This window comes from Pinirhizobacter soli, assembly GCF_015905305.1.
GTDB classification, from domain to species: Bacteria; Pseudomonadota; Gammaproteobacteria; order Xanthomonadales; family Rhodanobacteraceae; genus Pinirhizobacter; species Pinirhizobacter soli.
Genome location: NZ_JADZLQ010000001.1, coordinates 622,659 through 638,909 on the forward strand (window position 1 = coordinate 622,659; position 16,251 = coordinate 638,909).

Here is a 16,251-nt window from a genome sequence, read left to right on the forward strand (position 1 = left end):
AACGTGGCTATAATTCCGGTTTTCCATTGTCCATAAGTTTCCCAGGAGCTTGCCGTGAAGGTGCTGTCATCCCTGAAGTCCGCCAAGCTGCGGCACCGTGACTGCAAGGTCGTCCGTCGTCGCGGCAAAACGTTCGTAATCTGCAAGAGCAACCCGCGCTTCAAGGCTCGCCAGCGCTGATCCACCAGCAGCGGCGAACGAAGGAAGACCGCTCCGGCGGTCTTTTTTTTCGGCTCGCCTTCGGCATCGCGATGAAAGCGGTGCTCGGGCGTGGTCGCAGGAGCCGGGGGCGATCAGCCTCGTCGCTCCGGTTACACCGGCGCTTGGGAGAAGAGGCCGCTGCGCGGCTTTTTCTTATGGCTGCGCCCCGGCGCGCCCGCGCTGCGGGCGGGGGTTTTCGAGGCGGCCTGCGGCCTTCGCGAAAACGGCCGGCTGAAGCCGACCCCCTTCGGGCCTGTTCCGCCCGCACCGCTCGGTTCCACAAGTCGCCGACGAGGCTGATCGCCCCCGGCTCTGGACACGATGCCCGAGACTCTGACGGGGAGCTGTGGGGCGGTGGCGCGATGCGAGCCGTACGTGCATACCGTCAGGCCCCACGCGGCCCTGACTGAGTGGCTGTGTCCATCGTGCCCTCTCCTCGCGAACCTCACCGTTCGGGCGTGGTGGGGCGAGTGGGCGGCGCCCAGCGGCAGCGCTCCGTGCGTAGGCGAAGGGCTTCGGTCGGAAAAGGCCCGCAGGGGGCCGGCCATGGATGGCCGGCCGTTTTCGCTGAGCCAGGATGGCGAATCGAAAACCCCCGGCCGTAGCCCGCCCCGATGGGGGCGCAGCTCCCGAGGGTCGCCGCAGCCCGGAGTGCCGCCGCTGGGCCCCGCCCGCTCGCCACGCCACGCCACGCCCGAAAGCGTCAGGTCTCGTAGCGAACGCCAGTGATCTCGTAGCGCTTCACGCCGTTCGGGGCGGTGAATTCGAAGTTGTCGCCTTCGCTCTTGCCGATCAGTGCGCGGGCGATCGGTGAGGACACGGCGATCAGGCGCTGTTTGATGTCGGCTTCGAGGTCGCCGACGATTTGGTAGGTCACGGCGTCCCCGGAGTCTTCGTCTTCGAGGTCGACGATGGCGCCGAAGACGACGCGGCTGCCGGCCGAGAGGCGCGAAGTGTCGAAGACCTCGGCGGTGGAGAGTGCGGCTTCCAATTCGTTGATGCGGCCCTCGCAGAAGCTTTGTTGTTCGCGGGCGGCGTGGTACTCGGCGTTTTCCTTCAGGTCGCCGTGAGCGCGGGCCTCGGCGATGGCCGCGATGATGCGCGGGCGGTCGACAGACTTCAGTCGCTCCAGCTCCGCGCGCAGGCGCTCGGCGCCCTTCTTGGTCATCGGTGCACGACTCATGCGTTCAGTTCCTTGTGCAGTTCCTGCAGGCTGTGCACGCTGCCGGCACCGTGGAAGTCCAGCGAGTGCACCAGTGCGCGCGCGCCCGCCACGGTGGTTGAATAGGTGACGCGGTGCTGCAGGGCCTCGCGCCGGATGGAGAACGAATCGGAGATGGCCTGCTTGCCCTCCGTCGTATTGACGATATAGACGATCTCGCCGTTCTTGATAAGGTCGACGATGTGCGGCCGGCCCTCGAGCACCTTGTTGATGCGCTCGCAAGAAACATCATGGGACGAGAGGAACGATGCCGTACCTTGCGTCGCCACCAGGGTGAAGCCGCGGCGGATGAGTTCCTGGGCGATCGGCAGCAGGCGATCCTTGTCGGCATCGCGCACGGAAAGGAAGACCTTGCCGACGGCGGGCTCGCGGATGCCCGCGGCCTCGTGACCACGCGCGAAGGCGGCGCCGAAGGTGCGGCCCACGCCCATGACCTCGCCCGTCGAGCGCATCTCGGGGCCGAGGATCGGGTCGACATTCTGGAACTTCAGGAACGGGAAGATCGCTTCCTTCACCGAGTAGTAGCTGGGGATGACTTCGCGCAAGGTGCCCTGGTCGATAAGTGAACGGCCGGCCATCGCCCGGGCGGCGATCTTGGCCAGCGACACACCGGTGGCCTTGCAGACGAACGGCACCGTGCGCGAGGCGCGCGGGTTCACTTCCAGGATGAATACTTCATCGCCCTGAATGGCGAACTGGGTGTTCATCAGGCCAACGACCTTCAGTTCCTTCGCCAGCAGCTTCACCTGGCGACGCATTTCATCCTGTACTTCCTGGCTGAGCGAATAGGCGGGCAACGAGCACGACGAATCGCCCGAGTGCACGCCGGCTTCCTCGATGTGCTCCATGATGCCGCCGACCAGCACATTGCCGTCGGCGTCGGCAACGATGTCGACGTCCACCTCCACCGCGTGGTCGAGGAAGCGGTCCAGCAGCACCGGGGAGTCGTTGGAGACCTTCACCGCATCGCGGATGTAGCGCGAGAGATCAGCGTCGCTGTAGACGATCTCCATCGCACGACCACCGAGCACGTAGCTTGGGCGCACCACCATCGGATAGCCGATCTCGCGGGCCAGGGCCAGCGCTTCTTCGGCATGGCGGGCGGTGCGGTTGGGCGGCTGGCGCAGCTTTATGCGCTCGATCAATTGCTGGAAGCGTTCGCGGTCTTCGGCGAGGTCAATCGAATCGGGGCTGGTGCCGATCACCGGGGCGCCGGCGGCTTCGAGCGCACGGGCGAGCTTCAGCGGAGTCTGTCCGCCGTACTGCACAATGATGCCCTTGGGCTTTTCAAGATCCACGATCTCCAGCACGTCTTCGAGCGTAAGCGGCTCGAAGTACAGGCGGTCGGAGGTGTCGTAATCGGTGGAGACCGTCTCGGGGTTGCAGTTGATCATGATGGTTTCGAAACCATCTTCACGCAGCGCCAGCGACGCATGCACGCAGCAGTAGTCGAACTCGATGCCCTGGCCGATGCGGTTCGGACCGCCGCCGAGCACGATGATCTTGTCGCGGTTGGTGGGCTGCGCCTCGCATTCCTCCTCGTAGGTGGAATACATGTACGCGGTAGTGGTGGCGAATTCAGCAGCGCAGGAATCCACGCGCTTGTACACCGGGCGCACGCCCAGGGTATGGCGCAGGTGGCGCATGGTGTTTTCGTCACCATCGACCAGTTCTGCCAGGCGCGCGTCAGAGAAGCCCATGCGCTTGAGCTCACGCATGCGCGGCGCGTCGAGGCTGGATACGCCAAGGCGCTGCACTTCGCCCTCGGTCATCACGATGTCCTCGAAAGCGGCGAGGAACCATGGGTCGATGTGGGTGAGCTCGTGCACTTCCTGCAGCGACAGGCCGGCACGGAAGGCGTCGGCCACGTGGAACACGCGATCCGGGCGCGGTTCGCGCAGTTCGCGCTTCAAGGTGAGGAAGCCTTCCTCGCTGCCGATATCCAGGCCCGTGGGGTTCAGGCCCGTCTTGCCGATCTCCAGGCCGCGAAGCGCCTTTTGCAGCGACTCGGAGAAGCTGCGGCCCATGGCCATCACCTCGCCCACCGACTTCATCTGGGTGGTCAGGCGGGCATCGGCGGCGGGGAATTTCTCGAAGGCAAAGCGCGGGATCTTGGTGACGACGTAGTCGATGCTCGGCTCGAACGACGCCGGGGTTAGGCCACCGGTGATGTCGTTCTTCAGTTCATCGAGCGTGTAACCCACCGCAAGCTTGGCCGCGATCTTGGCGATCGGGAAACCGGTGGCCTTGGACGCCAGCGCGGATGAGCGCGATACGCGCGGGTTCATTTCGATCACCACCACGCGGCCATCGCGGGCGTTGATGCCGAACTGCACATTGGAGCCGCCGGTATCCACGCCGATCTTGCGCAGCACCGCGATGGAGGCATCGCGCAGGCGCTGGTACTCCTTGTCGGTGAGCGTCTGCGCAGGAGCTACGGTGATGGAATCGCCGGTGTGCACGCCCATCGGATCGAAGTTCTCGATCGAGCACACGATGATGCAGTTGTCCGCCTTGTCGCGGACCACTTCCATCTCGAACTCCTTCCAGCCCAGGACCGACTCCTCCACCAGCACTTCGTGCACGGGCGAGAGTTCCAGGCCGCGGCCGACGATCTCGATGAATTCCTCGCGGTTGTAGGCGATGCCACCACCGGAACCACCCAGGGTGAAGCTCGGACGGATGATGGTGGGAAAGCCCACAGTGGCCTGGATCTCGTGCGCCTGCTCGATCGAGCGGGCGACGCCAGCCTTGGGGCAGTCCAGGCCGATATCGGCCATGGCGTGGCGGAACAGGTCGCGGTCCTCAGCCATGCGGATGGCTTCGCGCGAAGCGCCGATCAGTTCGACGTTGTACTTGTCGAGCACGCCGTGGTCGGCAAGATCCAGCGCGCAGTTCAGGCCCGTCTGGCCGCCCATGGTGGGAAGCACCGCGTCCGGGCGTTCCTTCTCGATGATGCGCTCGACCGTCTGCCAGTTGATCGGCTCGATGTACACCGCGTCCGCGGTGTCGGGGTCGGTCATGATGGTGGCGGGGTTGGAGTTCACCAGCACCACGCGGAAACCTTCCTCCTTCAGCGCCTTGCAGGCCTGTGCGCCGGAGTAGTCGAACTCACAGGCCTGGCCGATCACGATGGGGCCGGCGCCGATGATGAGGATGGTCTTGATGTCGTGGCGCTTAGGCATGGTGTGCTGTATCTCCGGGCGTGGTGGCGGTGGCTTGGCGGGACGGTGCGCGGTTGCGTCTTATCCGGCTTTCTCGCGCTTGGCCTTGTCCATCAGGTCAATGAATCGGTCGAAGAGGTAACCCAGGTCGTGCGGGCCCGGCGCCGCTTCCGGATGGCCCTGGAAGCAGAAGGCCGGGCGGTCGGTGAGCGCGAAGCCCTGGAGCGAGCCATCGAACAGCGAGGTGTGGGTGACCTTGGCATGCGGCGGCAAGGTGGAAGCGTCCACCGCGAAGCCATGGTTCTGCGAGGTGATCAGCACGCGGCCGTCATCGTGGTCCTTCACCGGATGGTTGGCGCCGTGGTGGCCGAACTTCATTTTCAGCGTCTTCGCACCGATGGCCAGGCCCATGACCTGGTGCCCAAGGCAGATGCCGAAAGTGGGCACGCGGGCGTCGAGCACCTGGCGCGTGGCCTCGATCGCGTAATCGCAGGCTGCCGGATCGCCCGGGCCGTTGGACAGGAACACGCCATCGGGCTGCATGGCCAGCACCTCGGATGCCGGTGTTTGCGCCGGCACCACGGTGACCTCGCAACCGCGCGCGGCCAAAAGGCGCAGGATCTGGCGCTTGGTGCCGAAGTCCCAGGCCACGACCTTCAGGCGCGAAGGCACGCTGTGGAAGGCGGTGGCGTCCAGGTCGTAGTGGCCATCGGTCCAGGTGAAGCGGTTCTTCGTGCTGACCACCTTGGCCAGGTCCAGGCCGTTGAGACCCGGGAAGGCGCGCGCCTTGGCCAGGGCGGCATCGGCGTCGATGGCGTCACCGGCAACGATGGCGCCAGCCAGGGCGCCCTTCTCGCGCAGGATGCGGGTAAGGCGGCGGGTGTCGATGCCGGCGATGGCCACGATGTTGTTGCGGGCCAGGTACGAGGGCAGGCTTTCCTCGCTCCGCCAGTTGCTGGCCAGGCGAGGTACGTCGCGAACGATCAGGCCGGCGGCGTGCACGCGGTCGGATTCGGCATCGACCTCGTTCACGCCGGTGTTGCCGATGTGGGGATAGGTCAGGGTGACGATCTGCTGGGCATAGGAGGGATCGGTGAGGATCTCCTGGTAGCCCGTCATGGCGGTATTGAAAACCACCTCCCCGACCGTCTCGCCAAGGGCGCCGACGGCATGGCCGTGAAAAATGCTGCCATCTTCGAGGGCAAGCAGAGCGGGAGTGAGCATGGGACCGCCTTTTAGGTGCAGCAAGGTCCGCAAGCCTGCCTGGGGCGGCTCGAGGACCTGGGGAAGGATGTTGCTTGGGCGGGTGCAAATGATACGTTCCCGGCCCATTTCTGTCCACCGCGCTGAACCCGCTTGCGCGGCCGCCGCTGGCGGTACAATGCGTCCGAAGCGCACTGCCGGTACCTAGATGAACGCCATCCTGCTCGACCCTGCCCGTCTGGATCGTCCCGATACGACGCTGCGGCACGACCCGTTTCCGTTCATGATTGCCCACGGCCAGCTGCCCGAAGAAGCCCGCGGCGAGCTCGACCGGGACTTCCCCCGGTACTCCAGCGCCGGGTTCTTCCCTTATGACGCCAGCGACTGCGGCCCCTCGGTCAATGCGCTGATCGACCGCATGACCTCGGGTGATTTCGCCAATGCCATCGGCAAGCGCCTGGGGATAGACAACCTGGGCCATTACCCCACCCTGGTCACCCTGTGCCGGCTGCTGAACAAGCGCCACGGCACCATCCACACCGATTCGAAAAGCAAGGTCGCCACCGCGCTCATCTACCTCAACGCGCAATGGCCGGACACCAGCGATGGCTGCCTGCGTTTCCTTGGCAAGATCGACGACATCGACAGCATGGTTTCGCCGGAGCTCAAACCGCTCTACGGCGAATTCGCCGTGTTCAAGCGGGCGGAAAACTCCTTCCACGGCCACCTGCCCTACGAGGGCGAGCGCCGCGTGATCCAGGTGGCGTGGCTCACCAGCGAGGAAGAAAAACTCCGCAAGACCAAACGCGGCAAGTTCAGCCGGGTACTGAAGAAGATCTTCGGCTCGCTGGACAAGAAGGTCGGCGCCGGGCGCGGCCGCAACGCCTCGCACCCGGACTGATCCTCAGCGCGATAGATACCAGCCGGCGAAGACGGCAAACACACCGTAAAGAAGGCCCACCGGCACCAGCCACCGGGCATTGACCGCGCCGCGCCGGAACATCACCCACAGGGCGATCACCGCGATCATGGTCACCACGCCTGCCGCCATCAGCGGCACGTCGAACAGCCAGGGCGTGGCGAACAGGGCAAGGGAACTGGGGATGGTCGCCTGGATCATCATCGCGCCGGAAATATTGGCAAGCGCCAGGCGCTCCTTGCCCTGCCGCACCCAGATCACCGCGTTGACCGTTTCAGGAAGCTCGGTGGCCACGGGGCTCAGGACCAGCGCCACCAGGTGGGGCGAAAGATGCAAGGCTTCGCCGATGGCCTCGAGCTGGCCGACGAACACGCGCGATGCGATGGCGATCACGGTGAGCGCGAGCCCCGCCTGGAACGCCACCCAGGCCATGGACGGATCGTCATCGCGTGGACGGAATTTCAGCGGCTCCAGTTCTTCGTCTTCCGGCGCCGTGTCGTCGTCGCGCATCTCGCGCCACACATAGGCCGCATAGGCCGCCAGGAACACCACGCCCAGCCATGGCTTGATGGCGAAGGCCACCAGGCCCAGGCCGCATTTGACGATGAAGATTGCCAGGAACCACGACTGGTCGCGCGCCAGGCGGCGGCTGTCCACGCGCAGTACCTGATCGGCACGGGCGAGCTTGCGGCGGCAGCTCCACAGCGAAATGCCCACGACCGCGTAGGCGATGGTGGCCAGCACCAGCGGGCCGCCCAGGGCGGCGCCAACACCGATGTCACGGGCTTCGGGCGTCTTGCCGAAGACCACGGCCACGAAGGTGACCGCACTCTCGGGCAAGGCAGTGCCGAACGCGGCAAGCACGGTGCCGGTGGCCGTCGCCCCGAGCTTCAATTTGCGCCCGAACCATTCGATGCCGTTGACGAAGTATTCGCAGGCGAGATAGATCGCCACGGCGGCGCCGAGGAAGAGCGCGAGGGTCATCAGCATGGAATTCGACTTCGCCGGGCGGACCGTAAGAACCAATGGCACAACGACGCGGCTCGCCCGGCACGGGTGAACACGTCGATGGCCAAAGGTCTCGCCGGGCGGGTTGCCGGGCAACCGGCAACTGCTGTTCGCGCCATGCGGCAAGCCGCAAGTGTGTTGACGCGAACTCCTCAGGGGGAACGAGGATGGCTACTCCCCAATGACATCGGGGGAAGGTTAGCGGGGATGGTTGCCCGAGGCAACCGCAGGACGCGCTACGCGATCAGCCGCCGCCGATGACGTGGTCGATGGTCCAGGCCCCGGGGGCACGCCCGGTCAGCCACTTGGCCGCTTCCAGGGCGCCACGGGCGAAGATTGCCCGGTCGGTGGCGCGGTGACCCAGTTCCAGGCGCTCGCCGCCGGACATCAGCCAGGCGGTGTGCTCACCCACGATGTCGCCGCCGCGGACCACGGCAAAGCCGATCGTGCCGCCCTTGCGCGCGCCTGGGCGGCCTTCGCGCGCATACACCGCGGCATCGGCCAGGGTGGTACCGCGCGCGCCTGCGGCGGCTTCCCCCAGCGCCAGGGCGGTACCGGAAGGCGCATCTTCCTTGCGTCCGTGATGCGCCTCGACGATGTCCAGGTCCCAGTCGGGCAAGGCGGCCGCCGCTTCCTTCAGCAGCCGCGTGAGCACCGCGATGCCAAGGCTGAAATTCGCCGCGCGGAGAACCGCGATGCGTTCGGCTGCCCGCACCAGACGTGCTTCCAGGGCGGCATCGATGCCGGTGGTGCCTGTCACCAGGGGAATCCCATGGGCCTGGCAATGATCCAGCGCCGAGGCGAGCCCCGCCGGGCCGCTGAAGTCCACCACGATGTCGATGCCCGTGGCGTCATGCCAGTCGCTGACATAGCGCAAGCCGGTGCCTGGATCGCGCACGGGCTTGCCTTCGTGCGGCGAACCCGCCGTCACCATCGCACGCGCCAGTTCGAAGCGGTCGTCCGGGCCCACCAGACCTACAAGGGCGCGACCCATGCGCCCGGAGGCTCCGTTGATGGCAATGCGGATCGGTCGGGTCATGTGCTTGGGAGTCCTGGCCAAATGGAAACGGGTGGCTCACGCCACCCGTCCAGTGTGCCGCGTCAGGAGGTGACGCGCGACCAGAATTGCTTCACGCCGTCGATGAAATTGCTCGACCGCGGGGTATGCCGCCCCACTTCGGCGCCTTCGAAAGTGGCTTCCAGCTGCTCGAACAACTCGCGCTGTTCGCGTGTCAGGCGCACGGGTGTTTCCACCACCACGCGGCAGACGAGATCGCCGGTGCGGCCGCCACGGACGGACTTCACGCCACGACCGCGCAACTTGAACTGATGGCCTGTCTGCGTTTCCGGCGGCACCGCGATGGGCACTTCGCCATCGAGCGTGGGCACCTGCAACTCCGCACCGAGGGCGGCCTGCGAGAACCGGATCGGCACTTCGCAGAAGAGGTCGCTGCCCTCGCGCTGGAAGATGGCGTGTTCCTTGACGCGCACTTCCACGTAGAGGTCGCCGGCAGGCGACCCGGCGGGACCGGCTTCACCCTGGCCGGTAAGGCGGATGCGATCGCCGGTATCGACACCTGCGGGAATGCGCACGCTCAACGTGCGCTCTTCCTGCAGCAGTCCCTCGCCGTGGCACTTCTTGCAGGGTTTCTCGATCGCCTGGCCACTGCCGCCGCAATGCGGGCAGGCCTGTTGGATGGAGAAGATGCCATTCTGCATGCGCACGCGGCCGTGGCCAGCGCAGGTTTTGCAGGTACTGACCTTGCCGTCTTCGGAACCTGAGCCGTTGCAATGCTGGCAGTTCACCTGCGTGGGGATCTGGATCTTCTTCTCGATGCCGAACACGGCTTCCTCGAGGTCCAGGTCCATCATGTAGCGCAGGTCGCTGCCGCGGCGCGCGCGCTGGCGCCCGCCACCGAAGATATCGCCAAACATATCGCCGAAGATGTCGCCGACATCACCGAAGCCGGCGCCGCCGCCACGGCCGAAGCCGTTTTCGAAGGCCGCATGTCCATGCTGGTCGTACATCGAACGCTTCTGCGCGTCGGAGAGTACTTCGTAGGCCTCCTTGGCCTCCTTGAACTTTTCCTGGGCGTGCGGATCGTCCGGGCAGCGGTCGGGATGGCACTTCATGGCCACGCGACGAAATGCCTTCTTGAGCTCGGCTTCATTCACCGTGCGCTCGACACTCAGCACTTCGTAGTAGTCACGCTTGCTCATTGGTTCGGTAATCCATGTGCGCCAATGCGCCGGTCAGTGCCGCAAGGTGCGAAAAGGCGGCGAATCATAAACGGATCGGCGGACGGCGATCACTCACCGTCCGCCTGGGGTGCTGCTTACTTCTTGTCGTCTTTGACTTCGGTAAATTCAGCGTCGACCACATCGTCGGGCTGGGCCGAACCACCACCCGGGGCCGACTGGGCCGACTCAGGCGTGGGGCCGGCCTGGGCCGCGGCGTAAAGCGCCTGGGCCACCTGCTCAAGCGCGGTGATCTTCGACTCGATCAGGTTCTTGTCGTCACCTTCCTTGGCTTTCTCAAGGTCGGACACGGCGCTGTCGATGCCGGCGAGCTGGTCGGCCGGGATCTTGCCGCCATGTTCCTTCAACGCGCTGCGCGTGGCATGCACCAGCTGATCGGCCTTGTTGCGCGTGCCCACCAGTTCCTGGAACTTGCGGTCTTCCTCGCGGTTGGCTTCGGCGTCGGCCACCATGCGCTGGATCTCATCGTCGGACAAGCCGGAACCGGACTTGATCTCCACGCGCTGTTCCTTGCCGGTCTTCTTGTCCTTGGCGGACACGTGCAGGATGCCGTTGGCATCGATGTCGAAGGTGACGTCGATCTGCGGCTGGCCACGCGGGGCCGAGTCGATGCCGGCCAGGTCGAACTTGGCAAGTGACTTGTTGAAGCGGGCCTGGTCGCGCTCGCCCTGCAGCACGTGCACAGTCACGGCAGTCTGGTTGTCGTCGGCGGTGGAGAAGGTCTGCGAGGCCTTGGTCGGGATCGTGGTGTTCTTCTCGATCAGCTTGGTGAACACGCCGCCCATGGTCTCGATGCCCAGCGACAGCGGGGTGACGTCAAGCAGCAACACATCCTTCACCGTGCCGCCCAACACGCCGCCCTGGATGGCCGCGCCCACGGCGACGGCTTCATCGGCGTTGACGTCTTTGCGCGGTTCCTTGCCGAAGAAGTCCTTGACCGCTTCCTGCACCTTGGGCATGCGGGTCTGGCCGCCGACCAGCAGCACTTCGTCGATGTCCGAGACGCGCAGGCCCGCATCGTTCAGGGCGGTGCGGCACGGATCGATGGTGCGCTTGACGAGGTCTTCGACCAGCGCTTCGAGCTTGGCGCGGGTGAGCTTGATGTTCAGGTGCTTCGGACCCGACGCATCAGCCGTGACGTAAGGCAGGTTCACGTCGGTCTGGTGCGAGGAAGACAGTTCGATCTTCGCACGCTCGGCGGCGTCCTTCAGGCGCTGCAGGGCAAGGTGGTCCTTGCGCAGGTCGATGCCCTGCTCTTTGTTGAATTCATCCACAAGGTAGTCGATGACGCGCTTGTCGAAATCTTCGCCACCCAGGAAGGTGTCGCCGTTGGTGGCAAGCACTTCGAACTGCTTCTCGCCATCGACTTCGGCGATCTCGATGATGGACACGTCGAACGTGCCGCCGCCCAGGTCGTACACGGCGATCTTGCGGTCGGCGCCCTTCTTGTCCAGGCCATAGGCAAGCGCCGCGGCGGTGGGCTCGTTGATGATGCGCTTGACGTCGAGGCCGGCGATCTTGCCGGCGTCCTTGGTGGCCTGGCGCTGGCTGTCGTTGAAGTAGGCAGGTACCGTGATCACCGCTTCGGTGACCGCCTCACCGAGATAGTCCTCGGCGGTCTTCTTCATCTTCATCAGCACTTTGGCCGAGATCTCCTGCGGCGCCATCCTCTTGCCGTCGCCGGTCTGCACCCAGGCGTCACCGTTGTCGTGCGCGGCGATGCCGTAGGGAACGATGTCGAGGTCTTTCTGCACTTCAGCGTCGGTGAACTTGCGGCCGATCAGGCGCTTCACCGCGTAGAAGGTATTCTTGGGGTTGGTCACGCTCTGGCGCTTGGCCGGTGCGCCTACCAGCACTTCGCCGTCCTTGGTAAAGGCCACGATGGACGGCGTGGTGCGGTCGCCTTCGGAATTCTCGATCACTCGTGCGGTCGAGCCGTCCATGACGGCGACGCAGGAGTTGGTCGTACCAAGGTCGATACCGATGATCTTGCCCATGTTTCGTTGCTCCGGATTTCAAGGCGGCCCCCGCGGCCGCGACTAGGTCAAATAAGTGGGGCCCGAGCCCCTCGATTCAATGCTTTAGCGTCGACATGCCGGCGCCTTTGGAAAAACGGTCTATTCCGCTTCCTTCGCCACCGCCACCAGGGCCGGACGCAGCAGGCGATCGTTCAACACGAAGCCCTTCTGCAGTACCGCCACCACCGTATTGGGCTCGAACTCACGCGACTGGACCATGCTCATGGCCTGGTGGTGGTCCGGGTTGAAGGGCTGGTGGAGGGGATCGATCACCTTCAGGCCATGGGTCTGGCCGAGCTTGTCCAGCGACTTCAAGGTGAGCTCCATGCCTTCGCGCAACGTCGCTGCGTCCTCGGTCTCGATCGCCAGGCCCCGGTCCAGTCCGTCGAACACGGGCAGGAGGTCGGCCAGGATCTTCTCGTTGGCGAAGCGGCGGGCCTGGTCGAGGTCCCGCTGCAGGCGGCGCCGCTGGTTCTCGATCTCGGCCCGCTCGCGCAGGACGATCTCGCGCATTTGCGCCAGTTCGCCTTCAGCCTGGACCAGGCGGATGGTGAGCGCCTCGATCTCGGCGTTGCGCTCGTCGCCGCCGGTGGCCGCGCTGTCTTCCGGCGCCGGGTTAGGCGCGTGCGGGTCGGTGTTTTGCATGCTGACTCCAGATGTCGACGTAAAAAACCAGGGGCAATACCACCCGGGTGTGTACATTCGCGGTAAAAACCGCCTCCCGCGGCGGTTATGAGGCCGTCGCGGCCCGATTCAAGGCATCGGAGAGCAAACTGGCCGTTGCCTGTACCACGGGAATGACGCGTTCGTAGGCCATGCGAGTGGGCCCGATCACGCCCACCGCGCCCAGTACCCGGCCCTGCGCGCCGTAGGAGGCGGTGACCACGCTGCAACCGTCGAGGGCCGAAAAACCTGACTCCTCGCCGATGAAAAGCCGCACCCCAGGCGCCCTGGCGCACACTTCCATCAATTGCAGGAGATCGCGTTTCTGCTGGAAGGCATCGAAAAGGTCGCGCAGGCGCTCGATGTCGGCCAGCTCCGAATACCCCATGAGGTTGGTCTGACCGGTTACCAGCACGTCGGCCGCCCCCTCAGGGGCAAAAGACGCCGCCGCCAGCTCCACCGTGCTGGTGAGCAGCCGGTTCAGCTCACTGCCGGCGGCACGCAACTCGCCCAGCAGGAAGCTGCGGATATCGTCGATGCGGAAACCGGCGAACTGATGATTAAGGTATTGGGCTGCCTCTTCGAGCTGGCCCGGCGACAACGGCTTGGTGAGCTGGACGATGCGGTTCTGCACGTGGTTGTCGGAGAACTGCAGGATCACCAGTACCCGATCGTCGGGCAAGGCCACGAAATCGATGTGCCGAAGCGGGAAGTCGGCCTGGCGCGGCACGCTGACCACGCCGGCAAAGTGCGTCATCGCCGACAGCAGGTTCGATACGTTACCCAAGAGGTCGCGCGTGGTGGTCTGTTGCGGCGGAAGCTGCCGCTGCAGGATGACCATTTCCTCGCGCGGCAGCGGCTTCAGTTCAATCAGGCTGTCGACGAACAGGCGCAGGCCACGTGGCGTGGGAATGCGGCCGGCGGAGGTATGCGGTGAGGACACCAGCCCTGCGTCTTCCAGATCCGCCATGATGTTGCGGATGGTGGCGGGGCTTACTTCCAGGCCCGACGATCGCGAAAGAGTGCGCGAACCCACCGGTTCCCCATCCACCAGGTATTGGGCGATCAGCGTCCGCAGCAGCCGGCGCGCCCGCGCATCGAGTTCGGTACCTTCAGGCGGGATCGTGGACACGGTTTGGGCGGGTATCTGGCGGTGGATGGGAAGGAATAGTTGACCTTAGCTTCAATAAGGCCGTAGCGGGAGACTTGCAATAGGCGGCGGCATTGTCGCATTCCGTGCGACGGGAAGGCAGCTACAATCGCTGCAACCCAACCGGCCGCACCCCACCTCCATGCTGACATCGCTCTATGTTCGCCAGTTTGCCGTGGTCGAGGAAGCGGAAATCGCCTTCGGGGCGGGACTTACCGTGGTCAGTGGCGAGACGGGCGCGGGCAAATCCCTGCTGGTGGATGCGCTCATGCTGCTGGCCGGCGGGCGTGCCGACAGCGGCATGATCCGCGCCGGCAGCGACCGTGCGGAGCTGTCGGCCGAATTCGACCTCGCCGCCCTGCCCCTGGCCCTCGCCTGGCTTCGCCAGGAGGAATTGGACGATGGCCAGGGCTGCCAGTTGCGCCGGGTGATCCGCGACGGCAGTTCACGGGCGTGGATCAATGGCCGGCCGGCAAGCCTGGCCCAGCTGTCGGAACTGGCCACCCAGCTGGTGGAGATCCACGGCCAGCACGAGCACCAGGCGCTGCTTTCGCGCAGCCACCAGCTCGCCCTGCTCGATGCCTACACCGGCAACGAAGGGCTCCTGGCGGAGGTTGCCGCCACCGCTGGCGCCTGGCGCGATGCAGGTTTACGGATCAAGAAGCTTTCCGGCGGCGACGACCGCGAACACCGCATCGAGATACTCGGCCACGAAACAGCCGAGCTTGAACGATGGGCGCTCGATCCGGCGGCCTTCGAGGAACTCGAAGCCAACCATCGCCGGTTGGCCAACGCCGGGCGGCTGGCCGAGGGCGCCTCGGCCGTGGTCGAACTGATCGACGGTGAGAGCGAACTGGCGATCGGCCGTGCCCTGCTGCGCGCGCAACTGGAATTGCAACGTCTGGCAGAGATCGACCCCCGCCTGGCGCCGCAAGTGGAACTGATCGACAACGCGCAGATCCAGCTCGGCGAAGCCGTCGATGCCCTGGGCCGCTACGCCCAGGACGTCGACCTCGACCCCGAGCGCTTCGCCGAAAGCGAGACACACCTGTCGCATCTGCACGACCTCGCCCGCCGCTACCGCCTGCCGATGGCCGAGCTCGGCGCCAAGGCCGTGGAACTGCGCGAGGAACTCACCTCACTTGAAGGCGCAGGCGAAGCCCTGGAAAACCTCGGACGCGAACGCGACAAGCACATGGCCGCCTGGACCGCCGCCGCCGCCTCGCTATCGAAGGCGCGCCGTGCCGCGGCCACCCGGCTGGGCGATGAAGTGACTGCGCTCATGGCAGGCCTGGGCATGGCCGGAGGCATTCTGCGCATCGAACTGGCCGACGAAACCGGCACCGATCCGGATCCGCAAGGCCGCGAGCGCTGCGAATTCCTCGTCAGTGCCAATCCCGGGCAGCCGCCCCGCGCTCTGCGCAAAGTAGCCTCGGGCGGCGAACTGGCGCGCATCAGCCTTGCCATCGAGGTCGCCACCCTGGGCAGCGACACCATCGGCTGCATGGTCTTCGATGAAGTGGACACCGGCATCGGCGGCGCCGTGGCGGAAGTGGTCGGCCAGAAATTGCGCGCGCTGAGCGAACGTTGCCAGGTGCTCTGCGTCACCCACTTGCCGCAGGTAGCGGCACAGGGACACGCGCATCTGCGCGTGTCCAAGTCCACCGACGGAGCCTCCACGCGCACGGAAGTGGACGTACTGGACACCGCCGGCCGCCGCGAGGAACTCTCGCGCATGCTCGGCGGCGTTGAGATCACCAAACAGACCCGGGCCCACGCCAAGCAGATGCTCGACAGCGTCAAGAGCTAGCCGGCAAGGCCCCGCTCGCTGGCCATGCGGTAGAGATCCAATTCCGATCCCGCTCCCAGCTTGTTCATGACGCTGGCGCGGTGGATGTAAACCGTTTTCTGGCCGATCCCCAAGGCCGCGGCGACCTGCTTGGGCGCCCTGCCCGAAGCGAGCAACAGGAATACCTCGCGCTCGCGGGCGGTAAGCCTGTTGATCGGGTCGAGCGTTTCCGGCGCCCGTCCCGCGCGCTTCTCCTTGAGGTCGGAGCTTAAGTATTGCTCGCCGCGCATTACCGCGCGCATGCCGGCCACCAGTTCCTCGGGCGCCACGCCCTTGGTGACGTAGCCCGACGCGCCACGGCGCAGGGCCTCGGAAACATAGGGCTCGCCGTCGTGCATGCTCAGCACCACGATACGAGTATCCGGCGCCACGCTGCGCAGATGCTCGATCAGCGGCAGGCCGCTACCGTCAGGCAGGGAAAGATCAACCGCGACGAGGTCCGGCCGATGCAGGGCAACCGCCTCCACCGCTTCGTCGGCGTTGCGGCACTCGGCGATCACGTCGAGGTCTGCCTCCATGTCGATGAGGCGCTTGAACCCTTCGCGCACGATAGCGTGGTCATCGACCAGGACGATGCTGTACATGCTTTGTACTT

Annotated in this window: 13 protein-coding genes and 1 riboswitch; of the genes, 3 read left to right on the forward strand and 10 right to left on the reverse strand. The window is 65.5% G+C overall.

The window, feature by feature from the left end:
* Positions 1–54 precede the first annotated feature (54 nt).
* Complete coding sequence (gene ykgO, locus NDK18_RS02360; protein WP_250622716.1) at positions 55–180, forward strand: type B 50S ribosomal protein L36; 126 nt, start codon at positions 55–57, stop codon at positions 178–180.
* A gap of 724 nt (positions 181–904) precedes the next feature.
* Here the strand turns inward: ykgO and greA are convergent.
* From greA to carA, 3 genes are read right to left on the reverse strand one after another with little or no spacing between them, the layout of a single operon-like run.
* The gene (greA, locus tag NDK18_RS02365) at positions 905–1,384 is read right to left on the reverse strand and encodes a transcription elongation factor GreA (protein ID WP_250626991.1); all 480 of its coding nucleotides are present in this window, start codon (positions 1,382–1,384) and stop codon (positions 905–907) included.
* Entirely contained in the window at positions 1,381–4,608 is a 3,228-nt protein-coding gene (gene carB, locus NDK18_RS02370) for a carbamoyl-phosphate synthase large subunit (RefSeq protein ID WP_250622714.1), read from the reverse strand. Before carB ends, greA begins: the two co-directional genes overlap by 4 nt.
* Before the next feature lie 60 nt (positions 4,609–4,668).
* A complete protein-coding gene (carA, locus tag NDK18_RS02375; RefSeq protein ID WP_250622713.1) occupies positions 4,669–5,811 on the reverse strand; it encodes a glutamine-hydrolyzing carbamoyl-phosphate synthase small subunit in 1,143 nt (380 codons plus the stop codon).
* Positions 5,812–5,998: 187 nt separating this feature from the next.
* Here carA and NDK18_RS02380 point away from each other — a divergent pair, with 187 nt between their 5' ends.
* Entirely contained in the window at positions 5,999–6,691 is a 693-nt protein-coding gene (locus NDK18_RS02380; RefSeq protein WP_250626992.1) for a 2OG-Fe(II) oxygenase, read from the forward strand.
* Between the two features lie 3 nt (positions 6,692–6,694).
* Here NDK18_RS02380 and NDK18_RS02385 read toward each other — a convergent pair whose 3' ends face one another.
* The 6 genes from NDK18_RS02385 to hrcA all read right to left on the reverse strand — a co-directional run bounded on the left by NDK18_RS02385 (position 6,695) and on the right by hrcA (position 13,780).
* Positions 6,695–7,699 (reverse strand): sodium:calcium antiporter, encoded by a 1,005-nt coding sequence (locus tag NDK18_RS02385; RefSeq protein WP_250626993.1) that lies wholly within the window; start codon positions 7,697–7,699, stop codon positions 6,695–6,697.
* A gap of 108 nt (positions 7,700–7,807) precedes the next feature.
* Positions 7,808–7,909: riboswitch (yybP-ykoY riboswitch) on the reverse strand.
* A 52-nt stretch (positions 7,910–7,961) separates the two neighbouring features.
* On the reverse strand, positions 7,962–8,756 hold the full coding sequence (dapB, locus tag NDK18_RS02390) for a 4-hydroxy-tetrahydrodipicolinate reductase (RefSeq protein WP_250622710.1): 795 nt from the start codon (positions 8,754–8,756) through the stop codon (positions 7,962–7,964).
* Positions 8,757–8,818: 62 nt separating this feature from the next.
* Positions 8,819–9,937, reverse strand: a complete 1,119-nt coding sequence (dnaJ, locus tag NDK18_RS02395) for a molecular chaperone DnaJ (RefSeq protein WP_250622709.1) — start codon at positions 9,935–9,937, stop codon at positions 8,819–8,821.
* Positions 9,938–10,053: 116 nt separating this feature from the next.
* Complete coding sequence (gene dnaK, locus NDK18_RS02400) at positions 10,054–11,973, reverse strand: molecular chaperone DnaK (protein WP_250622708.1); 1,920 nt, start codon at positions 11,971–11,973, stop codon at positions 10,054–10,056.
* Positions 11,974–12,093: 120 nt separating this feature from the next.
* A complete protein-coding gene (gene grpE / locus NDK18_RS02405) occupies positions 12,094–12,639 on the reverse strand; it encodes a nucleotide exchange factor GrpE (RefSeq protein ID WP_250622707.1) in 546 nt (181 codons plus the stop codon).
* An 85-nt stretch (positions 12,640–12,724) separates the two neighbouring features.
* Complete coding sequence (gene hrcA, locus NDK18_RS02410; protein ID WP_250624391.1) at positions 12,725–13,780, reverse strand: heat-inducible transcriptional repressor HrcA; 1,056 nt, start codon at positions 13,778–13,780, stop codon at positions 12,725–12,727.
* A gap of 169 nt (positions 13,781–13,949) precedes the next feature.
* Between hrcA and recN the strand changes: the two genes are divergently transcribed.
* Positions 13,950–15,617 carry a DNA repair protein RecN gene (gene recN, locus NDK18_RS02415; protein WP_250626994.1) on the forward strand — a complete coding sequence of 556 codons (1,668 nt, stop codon included), beginning with the start codon at positions 13,950–13,952 and terminating at the stop codon, positions 15,615–15,617.
* Here the strand turns inward: recN and NDK18_RS02420 are convergent.
* The gene (locus NDK18_RS02420) at positions 15,614–16,240 is read right to left on the reverse strand and encodes a response regulator transcription factor (RefSeq protein ID WP_250622705.1); all 627 of its coding nucleotides are present in this window, start codon (positions 16,238–16,240) and stop codon (positions 15,614–15,616) included. The genes recN and NDK18_RS02420 overlap by 4 nt on opposite strands.
* Between the last annotated feature and the right edge of the window lie 11 nt (positions 16,241–16,251).